Origin of the sequence: Marinicauda pacifica (assembly GCF_004793635.1) — a bacterium.
Taxonomy (GTDB): Bacteria; Pseudomonadota; Alphaproteobacteria; order Caulobacterales; family Maricaulaceae; genus Marinicauda; species Marinicauda pacifica.
The window spans coordinates 1,275,353-1,297,353 of record NZ_SRXV01000001.1 but is presented as its reverse complement, the minus strand read 5'-3'; the positions used below and the strand labels follow the sequence as shown (position 1 = coordinate 1,297,353).

General features: G+C 66.4%; 23 protein-coding genes and 1 riboswitch. Of the genes, 9 read left to right on the top strand and 14 right to left on the bottom strand.

The window, feature by feature from the left end:
• The 4 genes from rnhA to ispH are packed head-to-tail and all read right to left on the bottom strand — an operon-like array spanning position 1 to position 2,246.
• Positions 1 to 456 carry a ribonuclease HI gene (rnhA, locus tag E5162_RS06240; RefSeq protein ID WP_135944053.1) on the bottom strand — a complete coding sequence of 152 codons (456 nt, stop codon included), beginning with the start codon at positions 454 to 456 and terminating at the stop codon, positions 1 to 3.
• Positions 453 to 827 carry a nuclear transport factor 2 family protein gene (locus E5162_RS06235; protein WP_135944052.1) on the bottom strand — a complete coding sequence of 125 codons (375 nt, stop codon included), beginning with the start codon at positions 825 to 827 and terminating at the stop codon, positions 453 to 455. The genes rnhA and E5162_RS06235 overlap by 4 nt, the downstream gene beginning before the upstream one ends.
• Entirely contained in the window at positions 824 to 1,252 is a 429-nt protein-coding gene (locus tag E5162_RS06230) for a DUF1801 domain-containing protein (RefSeq protein ID WP_135944051.1), read from the bottom strand. The genes E5162_RS06235 and E5162_RS06230 overlap by 4 nt, the downstream gene beginning before the upstream one ends.
• A 49-nt stretch (positions 1,253 to 1,301) precedes the next feature.
• Positions 1,302 to 2,246, bottom strand: a complete 945-nt coding sequence (ispH, locus tag E5162_RS06225) for a 4-hydroxy-3-methylbut-2-enyl diphosphate reductase (RefSeq protein ID WP_135944050.1) — start codon at positions 2,244 to 2,246, stop codon at positions 1,302 to 1,304.
• A 137-nt stretch (positions 2,247 to 2,383) separates the two neighbouring features.
• On the opposite strand from ispH, the gene E5162_RS06220 reads away from it, so the two are divergent.
• From E5162_RS06220 to gcvPB, 7 genes are all read left to right on the top strand, one after another.
• Entirely contained in the window at positions 2,384 to 2,956 is a 573-nt protein-coding gene (locus tag E5162_RS06220) for a hypothetical protein (RefSeq protein ID WP_135944049.1), read from the top strand.
• An 18-nt stretch (positions 2,957 to 2,974) separates the two neighbouring features.
• On the top strand, positions 2,975 to 4,738 hold the full coding sequence (argS, locus tag E5162_RS06215; protein WP_135944048.1) for an arginine--tRNA ligase: 1,764 nt from the start codon (positions 2,975 to 2,977) through the stop codon (positions 4,736 to 4,738).
• Between the two features lie 97 nt (positions 4,739 to 4,835).
• Positions 4,836 to 4,926: riboswitch (glycine riboswitch) on the top strand.
• 190 nt (positions 4,927 to 5,116) lie between these two features.
• Positions 5,117 to 6,214: a glycine cleavage system aminomethyltransferase GcvT gene (gene gcvT / locus E5162_RS06210; RefSeq protein ID WP_135944047.1), complete on the top strand. Its 1,098-nt coding sequence runs from the start codon at positions 5,117 to 5,119 to the stop codon at positions 6,212 to 6,214.
• Between the two features lie 35 nt (positions 6,215 to 6,249).
• Positions 6,250 to 6,621: a glycine cleavage system protein GcvH gene (gene gcvH, locus E5162_RS06205; protein WP_135944046.1), complete on the top strand. Its 372-nt coding sequence runs from the start codon at positions 6,250 to 6,252 to the stop codon at positions 6,619 to 6,621.
• Between the two features lie 6 nt (positions 6,622 to 6,627).
• The gene (locus tag E5162_RS06200; RefSeq protein WP_135944045.1) at positions 6,628 to 7,269 is read left to right on the top strand and encodes an FMN-binding negative transcriptional regulator; all 642 of its coding nucleotides are present in this window, start codon (positions 6,628 to 6,630) and stop codon (positions 7,267 to 7,269) included.
• 9 nt (positions 7,270 to 7,278) lie between these two features.
• A complete protein-coding gene (gcvPA, locus tag E5162_RS06195; RefSeq protein ID WP_135944044.1) occupies positions 7,279 to 8,622 on the top strand; it encodes an aminomethyl-transferring glycine dehydrogenase subunit GcvPA in 1,344 nt (447 codons plus the stop codon).
• 2 nt (positions 8,623 to 8,624) lie between these two features.
• Entirely contained in the window at positions 8,625 to 10,205 is a 1,581-nt protein-coding gene (gene gcvPB, locus E5162_RS06190) for an aminomethyl-transferring glycine dehydrogenase subunit GcvPB (RefSeq protein ID WP_135944043.1), read from the top strand.
• A gap of 3 nt (positions 10,206 to 10,208) precedes the next feature.
• On the opposite strand, the gene E5162_RS06185 is transcribed toward gcvPB, so the two are convergent.
• Positions 10,209 to 11,312, bottom strand: a complete 1,104-nt coding sequence (locus E5162_RS06185) for an acyltransferase family protein (RefSeq protein ID WP_135944042.1) — start codon at positions 11,310 to 11,312, stop codon at positions 10,209 to 10,211.
• Positions 11,313 to 11,525: 213 nt separating this feature from the next.
• On the opposite strand from E5162_RS06185, the gene E5162_RS06180 reads away from it, so the two are divergent.
• Entirely contained in the window at positions 11,526 to 11,828 is a 303-nt protein-coding gene (locus E5162_RS06180) for a hypothetical protein (RefSeq protein ID WP_135944041.1), read from the top strand.
• Positions 11,829 to 12,020: 192 nt separating this feature from the next.
• Here the strand turns inward: E5162_RS06180 and E5162_RS06175 are convergent, their stop codons facing one another.
• The 8 genes from E5162_RS06175 to E5162_RS06140 all read right to left on the bottom strand — a co-directional run bounded on the left by E5162_RS06175 (position 12,021) and on the right by E5162_RS06140 (position 19,640).
• Positions 12,021 to 12,515 (bottom strand): F0F1 ATP synthase subunit B family protein, encoded by a 495-nt coding sequence (locus E5162_RS06175; RefSeq protein ID WP_135944040.1) that lies wholly within the window; start codon positions 12,513 to 12,515, stop codon positions 12,021 to 12,023.
• Positions 12,516 to 12,518: 3 nt separating this feature from the next.
• Positions 12,519 to 13,073, bottom strand: a complete 555-nt coding sequence (locus tag E5162_RS06170) for a F0F1 ATP synthase subunit B (protein ID WP_135944039.1) — start codon at positions 13,071 to 13,073, stop codon at positions 12,519 to 12,521.
• A 103-nt stretch (positions 13,074 to 13,176) separates the two neighbouring features.
• Complete coding sequence (locus tag E5162_RS06165; protein ID WP_135944038.1) at positions 13,177 to 13,410, bottom strand: F0F1 ATP synthase subunit C; 234 nt, start codon at positions 13,408 to 13,410, stop codon at positions 13,177 to 13,179.
• A gap of 47 nt (positions 13,411 to 13,457) precedes the next feature.
• Positions 13,458 to 14,234: a F0F1 ATP synthase subunit A gene (locus E5162_RS06160; protein ID WP_135944037.1), complete on the bottom strand. Its 777-nt coding sequence runs from the start codon at positions 14,232 to 14,234 to the stop codon at positions 13,458 to 13,460.
• A gap of 40 nt (positions 14,235 to 14,274) precedes the next feature.
• Positions 14,275 to 14,622, bottom strand: coding sequence for an AtpZ/AtpI family protein (locus E5162_RS06155; protein WP_135944036.1), 348 nt, complete (start codon positions 14,620 to 14,622; stop codon positions 14,275 to 14,277).
• A 121-nt stretch (positions 14,623 to 14,743) separates the two neighbouring features.
• Positions 14,744 to 18,181: an AAA family ATPase gene (locus tag E5162_RS06150; RefSeq protein ID WP_135944035.1), complete on the bottom strand. Its 3,438-nt coding sequence runs from the start codon at positions 18,179 to 18,181 to the stop codon at positions 14,744 to 14,746.
• Positions 18,182 to 18,254: 73 nt separating this feature from the next.
• Positions 18,255 to 18,986 carry a DsbA family protein gene (locus tag E5162_RS06145; RefSeq protein WP_135944034.1) on the bottom strand — a complete coding sequence of 244 codons (732 nt, stop codon included), beginning with the start codon at positions 18,984 to 18,986 and terminating at the stop codon, positions 18,255 to 18,257.
• Positions 18,987 to 19,091: 105 nt separating this feature from the next.
• Positions 19,092 to 19,640: a DciA family protein gene (locus E5162_RS06140; protein WP_158291220.1), complete on the bottom strand. Its 549-nt coding sequence runs from the start codon at positions 19,638 to 19,640 to the stop codon at positions 19,092 to 19,094.
• Positions 19,641 to 19,761: 121 nt separating this feature from the next.
• On the opposite strand from E5162_RS06140, the gene E5162_RS06135 reads away from it, so the two are divergent.
• A complete protein-coding gene (locus E5162_RS06135) occupies positions 19,762 to 20,850 on the top strand; it encodes an A/G-specific adenine glycosylase (RefSeq protein ID WP_371872220.1) in 1,089 nt (362 codons plus the stop codon).
• Here the strand turns inward: E5162_RS06135 and E5162_RS06130 are convergent.
• Positions 20,847 to 21,989 (bottom strand): diaminopropionate ammonia-lyase, encoded by a 1,143-nt coding sequence (locus tag E5162_RS06130; RefSeq protein WP_158291219.1) that lies wholly within the window; start codon positions 21,987 to 21,989, stop codon positions 20,847 to 20,849. The genes E5162_RS06135 and E5162_RS06130 overlap by 4 nt on opposite strands.
• Between the last annotated feature and the right edge of the window lie 12 nt (positions 21,990 to 22,001).

The following is a 22,001-nucleotide window of genomic DNA, read 5'->3' as shown; positions in this document are numbered from 1 at the left end:
CTAGCCGCCGTTCGCCGCCTCGGCGCGCATCGTCACAATGGCCTCGCGGGCCAGCGCGTCGGCGCGTTCGTTCTCCGCGTGGCCGGCATGGCCCTTGATCCATTCCCACTTGATGTCGTGGCGCTTCGCGGCCTCGTCCAGGCGCTGCCAGAGGTCGGCATTCTTGACCGGCTTCTTCGCAGACGTCTTCCAGCCATTGCGCTTCCAGTTGTGGATCCACTTCGTCACGCCGTCGCGGACATAGACGCTGTCGGTGACCAGACGGACCTTGCTCGCGCGCTTGAGCGTCTCGAGCGCCTGGATCGCCGCCATCAGCTCCATACGGTTATTGGTCGTCTCCGGCTCCGCGCCGGAAATCTCCTTCTCGTGACCGTTCCATTCGAGCAGCGCGCCCCAGCCGCCCGGACCGGGATTGCCCGAGCAGGCGCCATCGGTGTGAATCGTCACCAGAGTCATTCTTCAAGGGCCTTTTCCAGCGGCAGGCCCTGGGCCCGGTAGAAGCTGAGCTTGTCGAAATAGCCGCGCTGATGGACGATCCTGCCGTCTGCGACATGGAATATCCCGCAACCGCGCAGGCCGAGCGGATCGGACCATTCGAGAATGGCCCGGTCGCCATCCACGAACAGGTTCTCGATCACGCAGACCATTCGGGCGCGGGCAAATTCGCGCTCGAACAGGGCGCGGATGGCGCTGCGTCCGTGCAGGGGGTCGTACGCGACCTGGTGGTTGACGGCGTCTTCGGCGTAGAGCTGCTCCAGCGCGTCGACATTGCCGGCATTGAAGGCATCGACCCAGGCGCGAACGACCTGTTCAGGGCTGGCGCTCATGTCGGCTTGACCTCGTACTTCCCGGGAAGATCGCGAACGCCCGCTTCGATCAGTTCGGCCAGGATTTCAAGGTCGATATCGGCCAGCGTCTTCACATAAAGGCACGATTTGCCATGGCTATGCTTGCCGAGCCGGTCCAGCAGGGGCTGAAAATCGGCATAGCCGGGAAGGATGTAGATGGAGTGAGCGCTCTTGCGCGGCGAGAAGCCGGTCGCCAGGAAGTCGCCTTCGCGTCCGGACTCGTAACGGTAGTGATAGATGCCATAGCCGATCAGAGACGGGCCCCAAATCTGCGGCTGCCATCCCGTGACACGCCGGAAGAGCGCGTCCAGCGTGCGCGCTTCCTCGCGTTTGCGCTCAGGCTCCACCGCGTCGAGAAAAGTGTCCACGCTCTGCGCCGTTGGCTGGGTCTTGTTCCCTGACATTGCCGACATCCTCCCGAGGTTCAGGCGCCGCGCCGTGGTCCCGGCCTCGTCACGCCACTTCCTTGGGAAGCTTGAACACCACGTCTTCCTCGGCAACGCTGACGTCTTCGATCCGCACGGTGAAACGTTCGGCGACCGCGGCGAGCAGGTCCTCGACCAGATCTTCCGGCGCGCTGGCGCCAGCGCTGACGCCCACACGCTCGACCCCGTCAAACCAGGCCCAGTCCACATCCTCGGCCGAGGGGACGAGATAGGCCGCCCTGGCCCCGGCACGCTTGGCCACTTCGACCAGGCGGACCGAATTCGAGGAGTTCGCCGCGCCGACCACGAGTACCAGGTCTGCGCGCGCGCCAATGGCCTTCACCGCCTGCTGGCGGTTGGTGGTGGCGTAGCAGATGTCTTCCTTGTGCGGTGCCGCCATGTTCGGGAAGCGGCGCTGCAGCACCTCCACGATGGCGGCCGTATCGTCGACCGAAAGCGTGGTCTGGGTGACAAAGGCGAGATTGTCGGGATCGGCGGGGGTGAAGGCCTCGGCATCCTCGACGGTCTCCACCAGATGGATCGCGCCTTCGGGCAATTGGCCCATCGTGCCGATCACTTCGGGATGGCCGGCATGGCCGATCAGGATGATCTCGCGGCCGGTGCGGTCATGGCGCTGGGCTTCGACATGGACCTTGGACACGAGCGGGCAGGTCGCGTCGACGTAGAGCATGTTGCGTCTGGCCGCTTCCTGGGGCACGCGCTGCGGCACGCCATGCGCGGAGAAGACCACGGGCCGGTCGTCCGGGCACTGGTCCAGCTCCGACACGAAGATGGCCCCCATCGCCTTCAGCCGGTTGACCACATGCTTGTTGTGCACGATCTCGTGGCGCACATAGACGGGAGCGCCATAGCGTTCCAGTGCGCGCTCCACGATCTGGATGGCACGGTCCACACCGGCGCAGAAGCCGCGTGGGGAGGCGAGAAGGACAGTCAGGTCGCGCGTTCGGGTCATGATTTCTCAGCTCGGCGGAGCGCTTGGCGTTGCCCTTGGGACAGTGCCATCGTAGAGACGATGTAACAGCGCACGGGCGCGCCGCAAGGGGCGTGTCCGGCTTTGAGCATTCACGTTACGTCTTCGGGAGACGCTTCATGCGCCGCATTGCCGCTCTGATCTGCCTTTCCATGCTCGTTACGGGCTGCCAGTCGGTGCGTGGCGTGGTCGAAGGCGATCAACCCAACCCAGGACCGTGCCCGACGGCGCTTTCCCTGTACGACGCCCACCGTGTCGTCAATTTTCACGGCGACGGGGTTGTCTATTCCAATGTCGGGTTTACCGGCGAAATCCTCAACGTGGTCAGCTTCTGCGAATATACCGACCGCGATGCCAGCCCGATCTCGATGGATATGGGCATCCGGATGGCGTTCGGCCGCGGCCCGGCGGCCAGCGGCCGTTCGCACACCTATCAGTACTTCGTCGCCGTGACCCGGCGCGACCAGGCTGTGATCGAGCGTCAGGTCTATCCCGTCACCGTGGAGTTTCCCGCTGGCGTGGACCGGGTCGAGCTCGTGCAGGAATTCGAGAACATGGTGATCCCGCGGGCCGACGCCAGCACATCGGGTGCGAACTTCGAGGTGATCGTGGGTTTCGAACTGACCGAAGAGCAGCTCGAATTCAATCGCTCGGGCCAGCGTTTCCGCGTGACTGCGGGCAGCGGCAGCTAATAAAACGATACGCTTGATATGACCTCCATTACTGACACGCTGAGCGCCTCACTCGGGGCGTCCTTCGCCGCTATGGGGCTTCCGGCCGATCTGGGCCAGGTGGCCGAGAGCGACCGCCCCGACCTGGCGCCCTATCAGTGCAATGGCGCGATGGCGGCCGCGAAGCTCGCGAAGAAGGCGCCGCGTGCCGTTGCCGAAGAGGTTATTGCCGATTTCGCGCAGCGCGAGCCGGGGATCGAGGTCGAAATCGCCGGGCCGGGCTTCATCAACCTGACGCCGGCCGCCGGACTGTACAGCGCCCGGGCCAACCAGATCGCTGCCGACGACCGGCTGGGCGCGAGCCGAGTCGAGCGCGAGCGCATGGTGATGCTCGACTTCGGCGGACCGAACGTGGCCAAGCCGATGCATGTCGGCCATCTGCGCTCCTCGGTTATCGGCGACAGCCTTCAGCGCCTGTTCCGCTTCCGCGGCGACCGCGTGGTCAGCGATATCCATCTGGGCGACTGGGGCTATCAGATGGGTTTGCTGCTCACTGAGCTTCAGGACGAGCAGCCGGACCTCGTTTATTTCGACGAGACCGCCGAGGCGCCTTTCCCGGATGAGCCGCCGGTGACCATCGAGGATCTGTCGCGCCTCTATCCGCAAGCGGCCGCCCGGGCGAAGGAAGACGAAGCCCGCGCCGCGCGTGCGCGGTCCGCGACCGCCGAGCTTCAGGCCGGCCGCGCGGGCTATCGCGCGTTGTTGCGCCATTTCATCGAGGTCTCGATCGCGGCGCTGAAAGCCGATTTCGAGGCGCTGGGTGTCCATTTCGATCTGTGGAAGGGGGAAAGCGACGTCGATCCCCTGGTGCCGGACACGATCGCACTGTTCGAGGAAAAGGGGATACTCGAAGAGAGCGAGGGCGCGCGCATCGTCCGCGTGGCGCGCGAGGACGACAAGAAGGAGCTGGCGCCACTCATCCTGGTCAGCTCGAAGGGCTCCGCGCTCTACGCGACCACCGATCTGGCGACCATTCTCGACCGGCGGCGCGACTACGATCCCGACCTGATTCTCTACGTGGTTGATCTGGGTCAGTCCGACCATTTCGAGCAGGTCTTCCGCGCCGCGGTCCTGGCCGGCCTCGCCGGCGAAGGCGAGCTGGAGCACGTGAAGTTCGGCACGGTGAACGGGCCTGACGGCAAGCGTCTGCGTACCAGGGCAGGCGGAACGTTCCGCCTGGCCGACCTGATCGAGGAAGCCTATAGCCGGGCCCGTGCGCGCCTGAGCGAAGCCGGCCTGGGCGCCACGCTGGACGAGGCCGAGTTCGACCGGGTGGCGCGCATGGTCGCCAATGCCGCGATCCGCTTTGCCGATCTGCAGAATTACCGCACGACGAATTATATCTTCGAGCTCGACCGCTTCGTCTCGTTCGAGGGGAAGACCGGTCCCTACCTGCTCTACCAGGCCGTCCGGATCAAATCGATCATGCGCAAGGCCGCCGAGCAGGGGCTCGAGGCAGGCGAGATCGTCGCGGGCACGAAGGAAGAGACGGCGTTGATCCGGCGCCTGGACGGCTTCGACGCGGCGCTGACGCGCGCCTACGAGCTGCGCGCCCCGAACCATATCTGCGATCACGCCCACGCGCTGGCCCAGACGTTTTCCAGCTTCTATGCGGCCTGCCCGATTCTGCCGGAAAAGGACGAGTCTGTGCGCGCCAGCCGGCTCGCGCTGGCCGAGACCGTGCTCAAGCAGCTGGAACTGACGCTGTCCCTGATCGGACTGGAGACTCCCGAACGGATGTAGTGGCGCGTCCGCATCCCATCGCGATTGACTCCGCGTCCGGGCAAACTACCCTGCGGCGCAGCATCCGGGCCGTTCGCGGGCCGGGTACGAAAACTAAGGCCTCCTTGCGGGAGAGACCGGCCGAAGACGCCGGCGCCGAAGGCGCAACCGCCCCGGAAACGCTCAGGCAACAGGACCGCGAGGTATATGGCTGACGCTGGAAAGTGGATGCGAGCGGGTGACCGTCCGCCTCCCACCGAAGGAGCATGCGGCGCGGGCTGGTGAGCCCCCGGCCGAGGAATCTCTCAGGTCGATCAGACAGCGGGGGCGCGCCAACCGGATTTCCGTCACGGAATCCGGTTCGCCCCTGCGTGAACACATGTCTGGACCGGAGATGCCATGACCGACCAACCCCTGTTGCGAACCCCGCTATACGACCTGCATGTCGAACTGGGCGGGAAGATGGTCCCGTTCGCCGGCTACGAGATGCCGGTCCAGTTCGAGGGGATCATGGCCGAGCACAATCACACGCGTGAGGGTGCGGGCCTGTTCGACGTCTCCCACATGGGCCAGGCGCGCGTGACCGGTGAGGCCGGGGCGCTGGAAGCGCTGATCACCGCCGATCTCTCCGAGCTGGAGCCGGGCACCCAGAAATACACGCTGCTGCTCAATGACGAGGGCGGCATCATGGACGATCTGATGGTGTCGCGCCCGGACGAGGACGGCTTCTTCGTCGTCGTCAATGCGGCCACCAAGGGCGCCGATTTTGCCCATATGCGCGACCGGTTCGGACGCCGGGCCGAACTCATCGAGCTGAACGACCGCGCGCTGCTGGCCCTGCAGGGGCCGAAGGCGGGCGCGGTGATGGAAGCCCTCTGCCCGGACGCCGCCAAGCTGGTCTTCATGGAAGCGGGCCGCTTCACCCTGAACGGCGCCGACGTCTTCGTGTCGCGGTCGGGCTATACCGGCGAGGACGGGTTCGAGATTTCCATTCCCAACCACCAGGCCGAAGAGATTGCCCGCCTGCTGCTGGACGACGAACGGGTCAAGCCGATCGGGCTCGGGGCGCGCGACAGCCTGCGCCTGGAAGCCGGGCTCTGCCTCTACGGCCACGACATGGACGAGACCACGACGCCGATCGAGGCGTCCCTGACCTGGGCCGTGGCCAAGTCGCGCCGCGCCAGCGCCGATTTCCCTGGCGCGCGCAAAATCCTGAAACAGATCGAGGATGGCGCCTCGCGCAAACGGGTCGGATTCAAGCTGAAAGACAAAGCCCCGGCCCGCGAGGGCGCCGAGATCGCGCATGACGGCACGGTCGTGGGCGTTGCGACCTCGGGCGGGTTCGCCCCGACCGCGGGTGCGCCCATCGGGATGGGCTATGTGCCTGCCGAGCTTGCCAAGCCGGGAACCGAAATCGAGCTGATCGTGCGCGGCAAGGCGCGCCCGGCCGAAATCGTCAAAATGCCTGTCGTGGCTCACCGCTTCTATCGCGGCTGATCCCTTCGACGTTCACATTCTCACGGGAGAGTTTCATGAGCCAGACCCGCTTCACCGAAGACCACGAATGGATCAAGACCGAGGGCGACGGCCCGGCCACGGTCGGCATCACGCCCTACGCAGCCGAGCAGCTGGGCGACGTGGTCTTTGTCGAGCTTCCTGAAGTCGGCAAGTCCTTCAAGAAAGGCGACGAGATCGCGGTCGTGGAATCGGTCAAGGCCGCCAGCGAGATCTATGCGCCGGTTTCCGGCAAGGTGGTCGAGGTCAACGGCGCCCTGGAAGACGCCCCGGGCAAGGTGAATGAAGACGCGCACGGCGCGGGCTGGTTCTTCAAGCTGGAAGTCGCCGACGCCTCCGAGCTCGACGCGCTGATGGACGAAGCAGCCTACCAGAAACACGTCGACTAGACCGCGATGTTCAGCCCGCACCCCGCCTATGTCTGCGATAGCGCGGAGGCGGCTGCTTTCATGCACCAGCATCGCTTCGCGACGCTGGTGGTGCAGGGGCCGGACGGGCTGATCGCCGCACGCACGCCTATGCTGGTGGAATGCGGCGCTAAGGGCGAGGTGAGGGCGCTACGCGGCCATGTCGCCCGGGCCAACCCGATCTGTCCGGTCCTCGACGGTACATCTGAAGGACTGGTTCTGTTCTCCGGGGCCGACGCCTACGTCTCTCCGGGCTGGTATGCGAGCAAGGCCGAGACAGGCCGCGCCGTACCGACCTGGAATTACAGCTCGGCTGAGGCGCGCGGCATCGTGTCGCTTGAGACCGGGCGCGATCAGATCATCTCTGTCATCGACGCCTTGAGCGATGAGATGGAGGCCGACCAGAACCCGCCGTGGCGGCGAACCGACGCCCCGCCGGACTATATCGAGCGCCTGCTCAACGCGATCGTGGCGGTTCGCGTGCAGGTCAGCGAGGCGGCGCTGGTCAGGAAGCTGAGCCAGGACAAGACGCAGGCCGACTTTGCGGGCATCGCGGATGCCCTGGCCGGCCGGACCAACCGAATTGCGCGGCAGGTGGCCGCGGACATGAATGAATTGCCGAGAAGGTGAGAGTTGACGATGCGCTATCTGCCCCTGACTCCGGACGACCGGACCCAAATGCTCGAAACGATCGGTGTGTCGTCTATCGACGCGCTGTTCACCGACGTGCCTGAAAGCGCGCGTCTGGACGGACCGGTCGACCTGCCGCGCAAGGCCACCGAGCTGGAGGTGGAGCGGGCCTTCGCCAAGATGGCCAGGAAGAATCTTTCGGCCGGGGAAGCGCCCTTCTTCGTCGGCGCCGGGGCTTACAAGCACCATGTGCCTGCCACGGTGGATCACCTGATCCAGCGCTCCGAATTCTTGACGGCCTACACGCCCTACCAGCCGGAAATCAGCCAGGGCACGCTGCAGACCCTGTTCGAATTCCAGACCCAGGTCGCGCGCCTGACCGGCATGGCGGTCGCCAACGCCTCGATGTATGACGGCTCGACCGCCTGCGCGGAGGCCGTGCTGATGGCCAGCCGCGTGACCAAGCGCAAGAAGGCGGTGCTGTCCGGCAATCTTCATCCGCACTATTCCGCCGCCACCGCGACGCTCGCCAAATACATGGACATCGAGGTGGAGACCGAGGGCGCCGCGCCGGGCAGGGCCGACGACCTCGTCAAGTATATCGACGACGACACTGCCTGCATCGTGGTGCAGAACCCGGACGTGTTCGGCCATGTGCGCGACCTGACCGCGCTGGCCGAAGCCGCCCATGCCAAGGGTGCTCTGCTGATCGCGGTAGTGACCGAAATCGTGTCCCTGGGCCTGATGACGTCTCCGGGCGAAATGGGCGCAGACATCGTGGTGGGCGAGGGCCAGTCGCTGGGTGTCGGTCTGCAGTTCGGCGGGCCTTATGTGGGCCTGTTCGCCTGCCGCGACGACCGCAACTTCATCCGCAACATGCCGGGCCGCCTGGCTGGGGAAACCGTGGACGCGGACGGGCGCCGGGGCTTCGTGCTGACGCTTTCCACGCGCGAACAGCATATCCGGCGCGACAAGGCGACGTCGAATATCTGCACCAATTCCGGGCTGATGGCGCTCGCCTGGACGATCCATATGAGCCTGCTCGGCGAGAAGGGGCTGACCCAGCTTGCCCGCCTCAATCACGAGCGCGCCATCGAGCTGGCCGATCGCCTGGCCGGGATTAAGGGCGTGGAGCTGGTTACCGACGCCTTCTTCAACGAATTCACCGTGAAACTAACCCGTCCGGCCACAGAGGTAGTCGAGGCGTTGGCCCAGCGCGGCATCCTGGCCGGCGTCCCGGCCAGCCGGCTCTATCCGGGCCAGTTTGAGACCCATCTCATCCTTGCCGCGACCGAAACCAATACCGACGGCGATCTCGACGCGCTCGAAGCTGCTCTCAAAGAGGTGCTCTAACCATGGCCATGAACACGCAAGGACGCCCCTCCCGCCCCGTGCATGCCCCCGATCCGGGTGCGTATAGCGAGACGTTTTCCGGCTCCAAGGGGCTGGACCAGGCCGAGCCGCTGATCTTCGAGCGCGGCGATTTCGACAATTGCGGCGTCGACCTGCCCGAACCCAAGGGCCTGAAGACCCGGCTCGACGGGCTGGAGCGCAAGTCGGCGATCGGGCTGCCCGGCCTCTCCGAGCCGGAAACGATGCGCCACTATGTGCGTCTGTCGCGCAAGAATTACGCGATCGACCTCGGGCTCTACCCGCTCGGTTCGTGCACGATGAAGCATAATCCGCGCCTGAACGAGAAGCTGGCGCGTCTTCCCGGCCTGTCCGACATCCATCCGATGCAGCCGCAATCGACCGTGCAGGGTGCGTTCGAGCTGATCGGCGAGCTCGCTCACTGGCTGATGACGCTGACGAACACGCCGTGCGTGTCGATGAGCCCGAAGGCCGGCGCGCATGGCGAGCTGTGCGGCATGATGGCGATCCGCGCCGCGCTGGATGCGCGCGGGGAAACCGGGCGCCGCCGCGTGCTGGTGCCGGAATCCGCGCACGGCACGAACCCGGCCACAGCCGTGCAGTGCGGCTTCGTGACCGATGAAATCCCCGCCGATGCGTCGGGCCGGGTCGACATGGAGGTCTTCAAGTCGAAGCTGGGCGACGACGTCGCCGCGATCATGCTGACCAACCCGAATACGTGCGGCCTGTTCGAGCGCGACATCAAGGAAATCGCGGACCTCATCCACGAGGCCGGCGGCTATTTCTACTGCGACGGTGCGAACTTCAACGCGATTGTCGGGCGCGTGCGTCCGGGCGATCTCGGCATCGACGCGATGCACATCAACCTGCACAAGACCTTCTCCACGCCCCATGGCGGCGGCGGGCCGGGCTCTGGCCCCACCGTCTTCTCCGAAGCGCTCGCGCCCTTCGTGCCGGTGCCCTACGTGATCCAGGACGGCGAGACCTGGGCCATGGTCGAGCACGAACAGGAGGCGAGGGACCTGTCCGGCGGCGAGCCGTTCGGGCGTCTGGTCGCCTTCCATGGCCAGATGGGCATGTTCACCCGCGCGCTGTCCTACATGATGAGCCACGGCTCGGACGGGCTTCGCCAGGTAGCAGAGGACGCGGTCTTGAACGCCAACTACATCCTGGCGCGCCTGCGCGGTGAGATGACGGCCGCGTTCGAGGGCACGTGCATGCACGAGGCGCTGTTCGACGATACCTTCCTGAAGGATACCGGCGTTTCCACGCTCGATTTCGCCAAGGCGATGATCGACGAGGGCTATCACCCGATGACGATGTACTTCCCGCTGGTCGTGCACGGGGCGCTGCTCATCGAACCGACCGAGACCGAGAGCAAGGCTGGGCTGGATCGTTTCTGCGACACCCTGCTCAAGCTCACCGAGGCCGCCCGGGACGGGGATACTGGACGTTTCCTGAATGCGCCGGTCCACGCCCCGGCCAAGCGTCTTGACGAGACGCGCGCGGCGCGGTCCCCGGTCCTGACCTGGCGCGAGGACGAGACCGCGCAGGCGGCCGAATAGGCGCTACCAGATCCGGGCCGCAATCGGCGGTTCGCGCAGGAATGGGGCGGCCGGGAAGACCCGGTCGCCCCATTTTCGTGTCAGGGCCAGAACGGGCCGCTCGAACAAGCGGTAGGTGAGCCCGGCCACAGCGATGGAGGCGAGGCTGGCGGTCGCAATGAAGATCAGATTGGGCAGCGGGCCTGTGTCCGGCACGAAACGGTCGACCAGGCGCACCAGCAGCGCGACCACGGGCAGGTGGGCGAGGTAGAGCGCGTAGGACCAGTCGCCGAGCGCTACGAGGGGGCCGGGCGTCCTCATCCGGTGATCGATCTCGAGCGTGACGACGCCATAGGTCGTCAGCGCCGCAGGCACGCCCCAGATCCCCACACGCAGCCATCCCATGGGGATATCGGCAGGACCGGCCGGAGCGAGCCAGGCGAAGGAGCCGGCCCATAAGGCAAGCCCGGCCACAAGCGCCGCCGCGCCGAACCGGCGCCGTCCCGAGCAGACCAGCAAGCCGATTGCGCACCCTGCGATGAACTCGAGCGTGAGCGGATGGAAGGCCAGACCGGCGACCGCGCCCGAATAGGCCAGGCCGCTCCAGTGTGCCGCCAGGATGGCGGCGATCCAGACGACGAGCGCCGGAACAAACAGCCGGCCCGGCAGGAGAAGCAGCCCGGCGAAGACCAGGTAGAAATACAGCTCGTGAATGAGCGTCCAGGCGACGAGGAGCACGGGCGGGCTGCTGACCGGCCACAAGGTCAGCGAGGCGAGCAGGTTCAGCTCGTCGAGCCCGCGCGTCAGGCTGCCCGGCATGACGAGATACCCGATCAGCACGAGCCCGGTGAACAGCCAGTAGGCCGGATAGATACGCGCCGCACGCTGGTAGAGGAAGCGCGCGCTTTGTGCGGGTGCCGCGCGGCCCATGCCGCGGGTCACATAGACCATGACGAAGCCGGAGATAACGAAGAAGAGGTCGACGCCGCTGGCCCCGGCCTGCAACCAGGCGGGAAGGAGCGGGGCGTCGAGGAAGCGGATCTCGTTCTGGGCCAGATGTCCGGCCAGCACAGCGAGCGCCGCCACCGCCCGCAGGGCCTGGACTGAGTAGAGGCGCGATACGATCAAGACTGTCTCCCGAACCGAGGACCGCGCAGCTTAGCGCCGCGATGAGCCGGAACAACTGAGCTCTTTTTGCATCAATGCGATACGATTCTCACGGCCTGTGTGATTGGCCTCGAATTCGACACGCCCGGGTCTTTCTTCTTTCATCCTTGATCCCCATCTTCGCGGAGGTGGGTTCGCGGCAAGAGCGCGCGTAATACCGAAGGACTGAAGTGCGTGGCGATGAACGAACCCTTCAAGGACAGGTGGTCCAATCCACTCGCTGGCGTGCTTCTCGTGCTTGTGCGCGGGATTGGCGCGGTCGTGGGCCTGTTCCTTCTGGTGATCTCGATTCCGTTGACGATCAGCCCGATTCCTCTGGGCATTCCGCTTTTTCTGGTTTCGATGATCCTGCTCGCGGCGACGTCCCGGCGCGCGCATCGTCTGATTACCGGCTTTCTCAAACGTCACCCCAAGCTCTGGTCCCGCGTCAAACATGTGTTCGGCGGCGATCACGACGATGAGGCCAAATCGGGCTAGCGCATGACGCTGGTCCTGAGCCTGTTCTCTTTCTATCTCCAGTTCATTTACAAGGTTCGCCAGCCAAGATGCCGCCGGGTGCGGCCATTTGGCAGGCCTGGGTGAGCTCCGCCCCGTGCCTTGGCGCGCGACCCATGAAAAAAGCCCGGAGCGATTGGCTCCGGGCTTTTGTCTTCGGCGGGATCATCAGATCTAGTTCAGCCGGTCTTTCAGTGCCGCGAGGTCGTCTTTGACGATCGCGTTGCGCTGGGCCTTGCTGAGCTTGGACTGCATCAGCTGGCCGGCGGCATCGACGGCCAGATCGGCGGCCCGCTGGCGGATTTCCTTGATCGCGCTGGCCTCGGCCTGCTCGATCCGGCGTTCGGCGAGCGCGCGGCGGCGCTCGATCCGCTGGGCAATTTCCTTCTTCGCGTTATTGCGAAGATATTCGGCTTCCTGGCGGGCCTGCCGGATGATCTCCTCGGCCTCGTCAGCCGCTTCCTGCTGGCGCCGCTCGTAGGAGGCCAGACGCTCCTGCGCTTCCTCGCGCAGGCGGCGGGCTTCGTCGAGTTCCTTGCGGATCGTCTCGGCCCGGCTGTCCAGCGCGTTGCCGACCGTCTTGTGCACGCCCATGAAGAAGAGCAGGGCAAAGAAAGCGATCAGGCCCAGGAAGGACCAGAAAGTTGTATCGGCCAGAAGCGACATCATAGCTTACTCCTTCGCTCCGGCGAGGACTTTGCGGGCCTCGTCGTCGGTGACGTCCAGACCGGCCAGATGCTGAGCCACCGCCACCGCGGTTGTCGCGGCAATCGTGTCCAGCTCGCCCAGCGCCTTCTGACGAAGTTCGCCAATGCGGGCCTCGGCTTCGTCCTGCTCGGCCTGCAGCTCGGCATCGACGCGGCTCATTTCTTCGGAAATGGACGCATCGGCGTCGGCCTTGGCCTCGGCACCGACAGACTGAGCGCGCGCCCGGGCATCGGCCAGGGAGCGTTCGTACTGCTTCACAGCGTCGTCGGCCTGCGACTTCATCTGCGAGGCGGCATCCAGATCGTCGGCGATCCGGTCGCGGCGTTCCTCGATCGCACCGCCAATGCGGGGCAGGACCCAGCGTGACAGCAGGAAGTAGAGAACGCCGAACGTGATCGCCAGCCAGAAGATCTGGGACGCGAAATAGGTCGGATCGAACGGCGGGAAGGCTCCCTCGGCGCCCGAATGGGCGGCGTCGGCAGCGTATTCAGCCGTCTCGGAATGGGTCTGCGGCGCCATACTGGCGAGCTCCATTCGAAAAAGTCGTCAGATAATTCCGGGCCGGGCGTCCGCCCAAGGACGGATCCCGGCCAGGAACAAGGCTATCACACGAGAGGTGCGATTAACCGACGACGTTGAAGATCAGCAGAAGCGCGATCAGCAGCGAGAAGATGCCCAGGGCTTCCGTCACGGCGAAGCCGAAGATCAGGTTACCGAACTGGGACTGGGCTGCTGCCGGATTGCGCAGGGCACCCGTCAGGAAGGACGAGAAGATGTTGGCCACACCGATGGCGGCGCCGAGCATGCCAAAGCACGCCAGGCCGGCACCGATAAAACGAGCTGCATCCGCTTCCATGGTTTGCTCCTTGAACTTGGATTTGCGGTTGAAAGGATGGTCTGGTGTTAGTGCCCCGGATGGAGCGCATCGTTGAGATAGATACAGGTCAGGATCGCAAAGACATAGGCCTGCAGGAAGGCAACGAGGAACTCCAGCGCCGTGAGCGCCAAAAGCATGAAGAAGGGCAGGACCCCGATGACGGCGTAGCCTGCGCCCGCGGCGCCCAGCATCACGATGAAGCCTGCAAAGACCTTCAACAGGATGTGGCCGGCCAGCATGTTGGCGAAGAGACGCACCGACAGCGAGATCGGACGTGACAGGAAGGAGATGATCTCCACCGGAGTCACGATGATGTAAAGCGGAAGCGGGATGCCGGACGGCGCGAACAGTTTCAGGAATTTGAAGCCGTTCTTATAGATACCGTATCCCACAACGATGGCCATGACCAGCAGAGACAGGGCGAAGGTGACGATGATGTGGCTCGTCACCGTGAAGCCGTGCAGGCCCGGAGCGGGGAAATAGTGGAACATCCCCAGAAGGTTGGCCATCAGGATGAAGATGAAGAGTGTGAACACGAAGGGGAAGAAGCGCAGCCCTTCGGTGCCCGCCGTGTCGCGTATCATGCCCGCGACGAATTCGTAGAGCATCTCGGCCACGGACTGGCCGCGGCCCGGCACCAGCGCGCGGCGCGACATGGCCATCATCAGGCCTGCCACGGTCAGCGCGACGGCCACGACCATGAAGTAGCTCGAGTTGGTGAAAGACAGATCGAGGCTGCCGATTTTCAGCGGGAAAACCGGATGAATCTCAAACTGTGCAATCGGGTTGGTTGCGTCAGCCACGCCCGGCCCCTTGTCACGGCCCTTAAGAGCCGCCCTTCTGCTAATCCCGCGGGTCCTGACGCGATTCCGCGTCCTTGTCCCCTGCGGCGTTCACCTCTTGCGCCGCCCGCACCACATTCAGCGTGCCGGCCGCGAAACCCAGTAACGTCCCGACCATAATGCCCAGCGGCGCGGTACCGACAAACCAGTCGAAGGCAAAGCCCAGACCGATCCCCACCAGGACCCCCGCCATGAAGTCCGATCCATACCGAAGCCCAACAGCCCAGCCGCTCGCGCGGTTGCGGGCCTCTTCCTCGCTCCGGCGCGCATCGAGTTTGGCCTGAAGGCGTTGCTCGAAGTCGTCAGGATCTTTTGGAGCGTTGGACAGCGGTTTGTCTCGACAGGACATTGCAATCTGCGGCCTGCCGAGGGGGTCCCCGACAAGCGCGCGCACCGTATAAGCGAGGTTTGGCCAAGTCAAGCAAGGCCTGTGTGGAGCCAAATCTTTGATTTGAAATGTCTTTTTTAGTCTACTCGGCGGCCAGCATCTCTTCGGCGCGTGTGAGGTTCACCGAGACGAGCTGAGAAACGCCGCGCTCGCCCATCGTCACGCCGAAAAGCCGGTCCATGCGGGCCATGGTGACGGGGTTGTGCGTGATCACCAGGAAGCGCGTATCGGTCTGCTTGCGCATCGCGTCGAGCATCTTGCAGAAGCGGTCGACATTGGCATCGTCAAGCGGCGCGTCGACTTCGTCGAGCACGCAGACCGGGGCGGGGTTGACCAGGAAGACGGCAAAGATCAGCGCCGCGGCGGTCAGGGCCTGCTCGCCGCCGCTCATCAGGGCCATGTTTTCAAGTTTCTTGCCCGGCGGGCAGGCCATGATTTCCAGGCCGGCCTCCAGCGGATCGTCGCTCTCGGTCAGGCGGAGCTCCGCGCGACCGCCCCCGAACAGGGTGGAGAAGAGCTCGCGGAAATGACCGTCCACGATCTCGAATGCCTCCAGCAGGCGCGCCCGGCCTTCACGTGACAGCGTATCGACGCCCTTTCTCAGGCGCGCCACGGCCTCCATGAGGTCATCGCGTTCCTTCGTGAGCTCGTTGCGCTGGGTCTGCAGGGCCTCGGATTCCTCGTCGGCGCGCAGATTGACGGCGCCGAGACGTTCGCGTCCGAGCCGGGCTTCATCGAGACGGCGCTCGACCTCGTCGGTGCTCAGCTCGCCGTATTCGCTCTGGGAGACGCGCTGGGCCAGCGCCTGAGGTGTCTCGCCGGTGGCGTCCTCCAACCGTTCGGCCGTCTCGGTGCGCCGTTCGAGCGCCGCGGTCAGGCGTGCCCCCGCCGCCGCGCGGGCTTCGCGCGCACTGCCCGCTTCGCGTTCGGCTGCGCGCAAGGTTGAGTCGGCTTCACGCTGGGCGGTTTCGGCCTCGGCCACCTTGTCTCGCGCCAGGCGGGCGGACGACTCGGCCTCGGCGAGCTTGCCCAACAGAGCCTTGCGCTTTTCCTCGATGCCGGCCGGCAGGGCGCGGGCCTCTTCCAGCTGGCGTTCGGCTTCGCTGCGTTCGGTATCGATTTCCGTCAGGCGCTTGGCGGCCGATTGGGCCCGCCGTGTCCAGTCGGCATGTTCGCGTTCGATCGAGGCGATGCGATGGCGCCGGCCCTGACTGTCGCGCTTCACGGTATCGAGCGCCGCCCGCGCCTCGGCCGCCTGGGAGCGCGCGGTTTCGGTCCGCGCCCGGGCCTGGTCCAGGGCTTCCTCGCCGGCATCGCCGGTTTGGACGGTGCTCAGATGATCGCGCGCCTCGGTCAGCTCGGCGCGGGCCTGCTCGGCCTGTTCGGCCAGCGCCTGCGCGTTCTCCACGAGGCTCGCGCGCCGCGCTTCGTCGCGCACGGCCGCTTCGCGACCCTCCGACAGCGCCCGGTCAGCATCGCGCACGGCCCGTTCGCTGTTCTGGACGCTGCTCCGGGCCGAACCGAGCGCGGCTTCCGCTTCCTGCAGCCGTCCACGGCTTTCCTCTGCCTGCTCCTGCGCCAGTTTGGCGGCTTTGGTCGCAGCGCCCAGCTCATGTTCGATCTCGCGCAGGCGGTTCAGATTCTCCAGCCGCGCCGCGGCCGGGGAGGGCGCTCCGGCGCTCGCCGCAAAACCGTCCCAGCGCCGCAGGGCGCCGCTCCGCGTCACCAGGCGCTGGCCGGGCTTCAGTTCGGCGGCCAGGCGGTCGAGATCGTCGTCCTCGACCACGCCGATTGCGGCCAGGCGCAAGGCCAGGGCATCGGGGCCGTCCACTACGGCGTTGAGCGGAGTTGCGCCCTTGGGCAGCGCGCCGGCGCGCACGCCGGCCCCGCTCCAGCGGCGCGCGGCACCATCCTCCAGACCAGCTTCAAGATCGTCGCCCAGAGCAGCGGCCAACGCCGTCTCGAAACCGGAATCGGCGCGGACCGCGTCGAGTGCCCGGTCTTCGGATTCGCCGGTATCCAGCATGCGTTCCAGGCTCTGCGCCTCGCGCTGCAGCGCCTTGACGTCGCCCTCGGCCGCGCGCGCCACTTCCCGCGTCTCGTCGGCCCTCGTGCGTGCGGCGTCCAGCGCGGCTTCGCGGGCTTCAAACCCGGTGCGGGCCTTGTCCAGGGCGGACGAGGCAGACTTCACCCGGCCTTCCAGCTCCTCCAGAGCGGGACCGCCACTGCCGGTAAAATTCTCGACGCGCTCGCGCGCGCTCTCCAGGTCCTTTTCGATCCGCTCCAGGCGGCGTTCGGCCTGCTCGACATCGCGCTGTGCGCCGTCGCGGGCGGCACGTGCTTGGGCGACCCGGTTGGATTCGCGGTCCAGAGCGGCTTCGGCGTCGGCGCGTTCGGCCTCTGCCTCCTGAAGCCGGGCCTCGGCGGCGTCGACCGCCTCGCGATCACCACTGGCGGCGTCCTTCACCTCGGCCAGCGCGGCGTCGAGTCTTTCCAGCGCGGCTCTCGCTTCGCTCTCCAGCTCGCCTTCGCGGGTCTTCGACCCGGCCAGTTCGCTCAGCCGGGCGGTCAGGCGGGCCATCGTCGCCTCCAGCGTATCGAGCTCGCGCTCCAGCTGGTCGCGTTCGCGGTCGAGGCGGCGTTCCGCGGCGCTGGCTTCGGCCTCGGCCTCGCGCAGGGGCTGAAGCCCGGCCTGAACCCGCTCGGCATTGGAGGTGGCCGAAGCGGCCAGGCGAATCGCCTCTTCGGCGACGGCCTCGACCTGTTTCAATTCCTGCTCGGCTTGGTCCACGGCCTCGCCGGTATCGCGGTAGCGGCGCAGCCAGACCAGGGCCTCGAACTCGCGGATCTCGGCGGAGAGCTTGCGGTAGCGCGAGGCGTGGCGAGCCTGACGCTGGAGGGACTGGAACCGGCTTTCCAGGTCGTCCACGACGTCCTGCAGCCGGTCGAGATTGGCCTCGGCGGCGTTCAGGCGCAGCTGGGCTTCGCGTCTGCGCGCGCGCAAGCCAGCGACCCCGGCGGCTTCCTCGAGCACGCGGCGGCGGTTTTCCGGCTTGGCGGCAATGAGTTCGTTGATCTGGCCCTGACGGACCAGGGCTGGTGAGTTGGCCCCGGTGCCCAGATCGGCAAAGAGGAGCTGCACGTCTTTCGCGCGCACCTCCTCGCCATTGATCCGGTAGTCGGAGCCCTTGCCGCGCGTGATGCGGCGCACGACTTCCAGCGTGTCGGCGTCATTGAAGCGGGCCGGCGCGGTCTTGTCGGTATTGTCGACATGGAGGGTGACCTCGGCCTTGTCACGGGCAGGACGGCTGTCCGTGCCGGAAAAGATCACGTCTTCCATGCCGCCGCCACGCAGGGATTTGGCGGACGTCGCGCCCATCACCCAGCGCAGGGCTTCGAGAAGATTCGACTTGCCGCAGCCATTCGGACCGATCACGCCGGTCAGACCCGGGTCGATATGCAACTCCGCCGGGTCGACGAATGACTTGAAGCCGACCAGACGCAGCTGGGTGAACTTCAATCAGACCTCCAAGCGCACCGCCGCCGGGTTGACCCGGTCATGTCTTGCGGTGCCACATCCACGCATTTCGCGCCTAGCTTTCGGCGCGAGCCTTGAAGTAGGCAATGATTCGGTCGAAGGCGTCGCCTGTAAATTCGGCCGGGATGGTCCCGTCCGCGTCCTCGATCGGATCGCCGTCGACGGCGAACACGCTGCCATCGCCCTCGGGTGCGCGCATCATCTCGACGCGATCGCCGTTGATCACAAAGCTCGGTGTTGCGGTGATGCCGTTATCGACGGCGGTCTGGTTGGCGGCCTGAACCTCGGCCAGCAGGGATTCGTCCTGCATGCAGCCCAGGAATTCCTCCTCGGAAAGCCCGACAGAGCGGGCAATCGTGACGAGCTGGCTTTGCGCCGTGCCGTTCTGCATCGCGGTGAACAGCGCGCGCTGTTGCTCGAACAGGATGTCGAGCACGTCGAAATAGCGTTCTTCGGGAGCACACCGCGCCAGCATGAAGCCGGCCACGGCCAGTTGCGGCTGGCCGGTAATCATTTCGCGGAAGACGAAGCGGACATCGCCGCTTTCGACATGCTCCTCGATGGCCGGGTAGACGCTTTCGTGCCAGGTCGCGCAATGGGGACAGGCGACCGAGGCGTATTCGACAAACACGACCGGCGCGTCGGCATTGCCGATGGCATGGTCGCTTTCGGTCTCATAGCTGCTGCGCCCGGCCTCGTCGGAGCCGTTCGCGCCTCCGCCACACGCTGAAACAAGAAGGCCGGCGCCGAGAAAGGCTCCGGCAAAGAGGCGGCGGGTCAGGGTCATCGCGTCAACTCCGTTGGCGTCTTGGATCGTTCGAACCGTGAATATCGGACCGGACTTTAATCAAGCCCGAGCGGTCGGCGCCACCTCTTTGGTCACGCGAGCCGCTCACGTGCGGGTCGGGCCGGGCCCGGGCCAGTCGCCTTCCCGGGCGGTGATCTCGCTTTCCCAGCGGTTTAGCAGCGCCGAGAGCCGCGCCTTGGGGTCCTGGGGCAGGGCGGGACCCTCCACCACCTTGACCACGCGGGTGATGCGCGGCGCGCGCCGGCCCGGAGCCGGCGCCAGAGAGCCTTGAAGGATGCGCAGGCGGGCCGGCCGGCGCCCGGTATATTGCGCGACCCGGTCGAGAATCCGCGCCGATTGCGCCTCGATCAGGGCTGCCGCCGGGCCGCGCGCAGTAATCACCAGGGTCGACCCGGCCGCGCCGCCCTGGAATTTCTCCGGCTGGCTCCACTGGGCGAGCTTCTCGCCAACGATTTCCTTCCAGTGACCGCTCAATTCGTTGGCCGCTGTTCCAAACTGCTTGGCCAGCGGCTTTGCGATCCGTGCGGCCGCCCGTCCTGCGCTGGGTGTGAAGCCGCGCACCGGCTTGCCACGGTGTTCCTGCGCCCAGTCCAGGGCCTCGCGCGCGGCGTCGGCCTCGCGGCTGACGCTCACGCGGTGCCTCGCGCCGGTGCGCGCCGTGATTGATGGACGTCGTGACTTCATGCTTTCCAGTGTGCGGGTGCGCGGGCGCACTGGCAAGATGGCGGAGCGGCACGGTGGGACGCAACGAATGATGACGGACAGGCTTCATCGCGACCGCCCCGCCGGGATGCATGACGCTTTGCTGGACTGGTATGATCGCGAGGGCCGCAGCCTGCCCTGGCGGATCCGTCCCGAAGACCGCGCCCGGGGCGTGCGCGCCGATCCTTACGCGATCTGGCTGTCGGAAATCATGCTGCAGCAGACGACGGTGCCGCATGCGACGCCCTACTGGTTCAAGTTTCTCGAGCGATGGCCGACCGTTCACGATCTCGCCGGCGCCGACCGCGAGGCGGTCATGGCGGCCTGGGCCGGGCTTGGCTATTACGCCCGGGCCCGCAACATGCATGCGTGCGCGATTGCGGTCAGCCACACGCTGGACGGCGTGTTCCCGAGCGAACTGGATGCGCTGAGGGCTCTGCCCGGCATAGGCGACTACACGGCGAACGCGATCCGCGCCGCCGCGTTCGATGCTCCGGCCAGCGTCGTGGACGGCAATGTCGAGCGCGTCATCGCCCGGGTCTTCGCGATCGAGACACCGCTGCCGCGCGCCAAGCCGGAGATCAAGACACAGGCGGCCGCCCTTGCCGGGGCCGGCCCGCGCCCGGGCGACTATGCCCAGGCCATCATGGATCTGGGCGCGACGGTCTGCACGCCGCGTTCGCCGGCCTGCGCGCTTTGCCCCTGGAGGCCTGCCTGCACGGCCTTCGCGGAGGGGCGCCAGGGGGAGCTTCCCCGCAAGGAGAAGAAAAAGCCCAAGCCGGTACGCAAGGGGGTCTGCTTCCACCTGACCCGGACCGGACCGGGCGGCGAGGAAATACTGCTGCGCCGGCGGCCCGATAGCGGCCTGCTCGGCGGGATGATGGAATTGCCCGGGACGACCTGGACGGAAGATCCCCCGGATGCCGAGGCGATCCGGGCGGCGGCGCCGTCCGATGCGGCCTGGCTAAGCGCGGGCGAGGTGCGCCACGTCTTCACCCATTTCCAGCTCGAGCTGGAAGTGAGGACCGCGCACCTGACCGGAGCCGCCGACGCGGCGCCGGGTGAGTGGGTGGCGGTCGAAAGGCTCGACGAGGCCGGCCTGCCCTCCGTGATGATGAAGGCGGCCCGGCTGGGGTCCTAGCCTGCGGCGCCCTCGGTGCCGATCAGCACGATTTCGCTCCCGGCACCGAGCCCGGCTTTCTTGCGCAACTCTTCATCGCGAAGCAGCGCCACGAGGCCCGCCAGCCCTGCCGCAGCCGTGGCGCTGGTCTCGATCACCGGATCCTCGTCATGGCCTTCGGCCAGGAGTTTGACGGCCTTGGCCGCGTCCGCGTCACTGACGGTCATGAAGGCGTGTGCGCAACGCGCCAGAGCCTCGAAGGCCAGGCGCGAGGGCGCATGACAGTCGAGCATGTCCATCACGCTGCCGCCCACATCCTCGGCGCGCTGGGGGCGTCCGGCCTGCAGGCTCGCAAACAGAGCCGGGGCGGCCTCCGGCTCGACGCAGATGCCGAGCGGAGCGTCGTCTTCGCGGCGCGCCTTGAGCCCGGCAATCACGGCCGCGGCCATGCCGCCGACGCCGGCCTGGCAGAAAACATGGCTGGGTTCGGCCCCAACCTCGCCAAGTTGACGGTCCAGCTCATCGGCCAAGACGCTATAGCCTTGGACCACATCGCCGCTTGCCAGGTCATCCAGGCTTTCCGACGTGTCCGCGATCAGGTGCCAGCCCTCCCGCTCCGCGACGCGCTGCGCCTCCGCGACCGCATCGTCGAACACGCCCGGGACCACGCGCACCTCGGCGCCCTTGGCCTCCAGGCGCTTGATACGGTGCGGCTCCACGCGCGAATGGACGAAGATCACGCATTTCATCTTGAAGATGGCCGCCCCGGCCGCGACCGACAGGCCGTGATTGCCGTCGGTGGCGGTCGTGACTGTCATGTCCTCGGCAATCGAGGACGCGGCGCCGCCAATGAGCGCCTGCGGTTCGGGATCGGATTTGAGTGCCGCCGCGACGCGTCGCTCCAGCAGGCGGGCGACCGCAAAGACCCCGCCCAGCGCCTTGAAGGAGGTCAGCCTCATCCGCGCGCTTTCATCCTTCCACCAGATCCGGCGCACGCCCAGCCGGCTGGCCAGCCCGTTCAGCTGGATCAGCGGAGTCTCTGCGTCCACCGGGCAGGCTTCCAGCAGCCGGCGCGGAGCCTTCACCGCGTCGAGGCCGAAGCGCGCCTCAAGGCTGTCGGGCCAGTCATCGCGGGGCGTGTCGTTGATCCAGAGGGCCACTTGCGGGTGTCC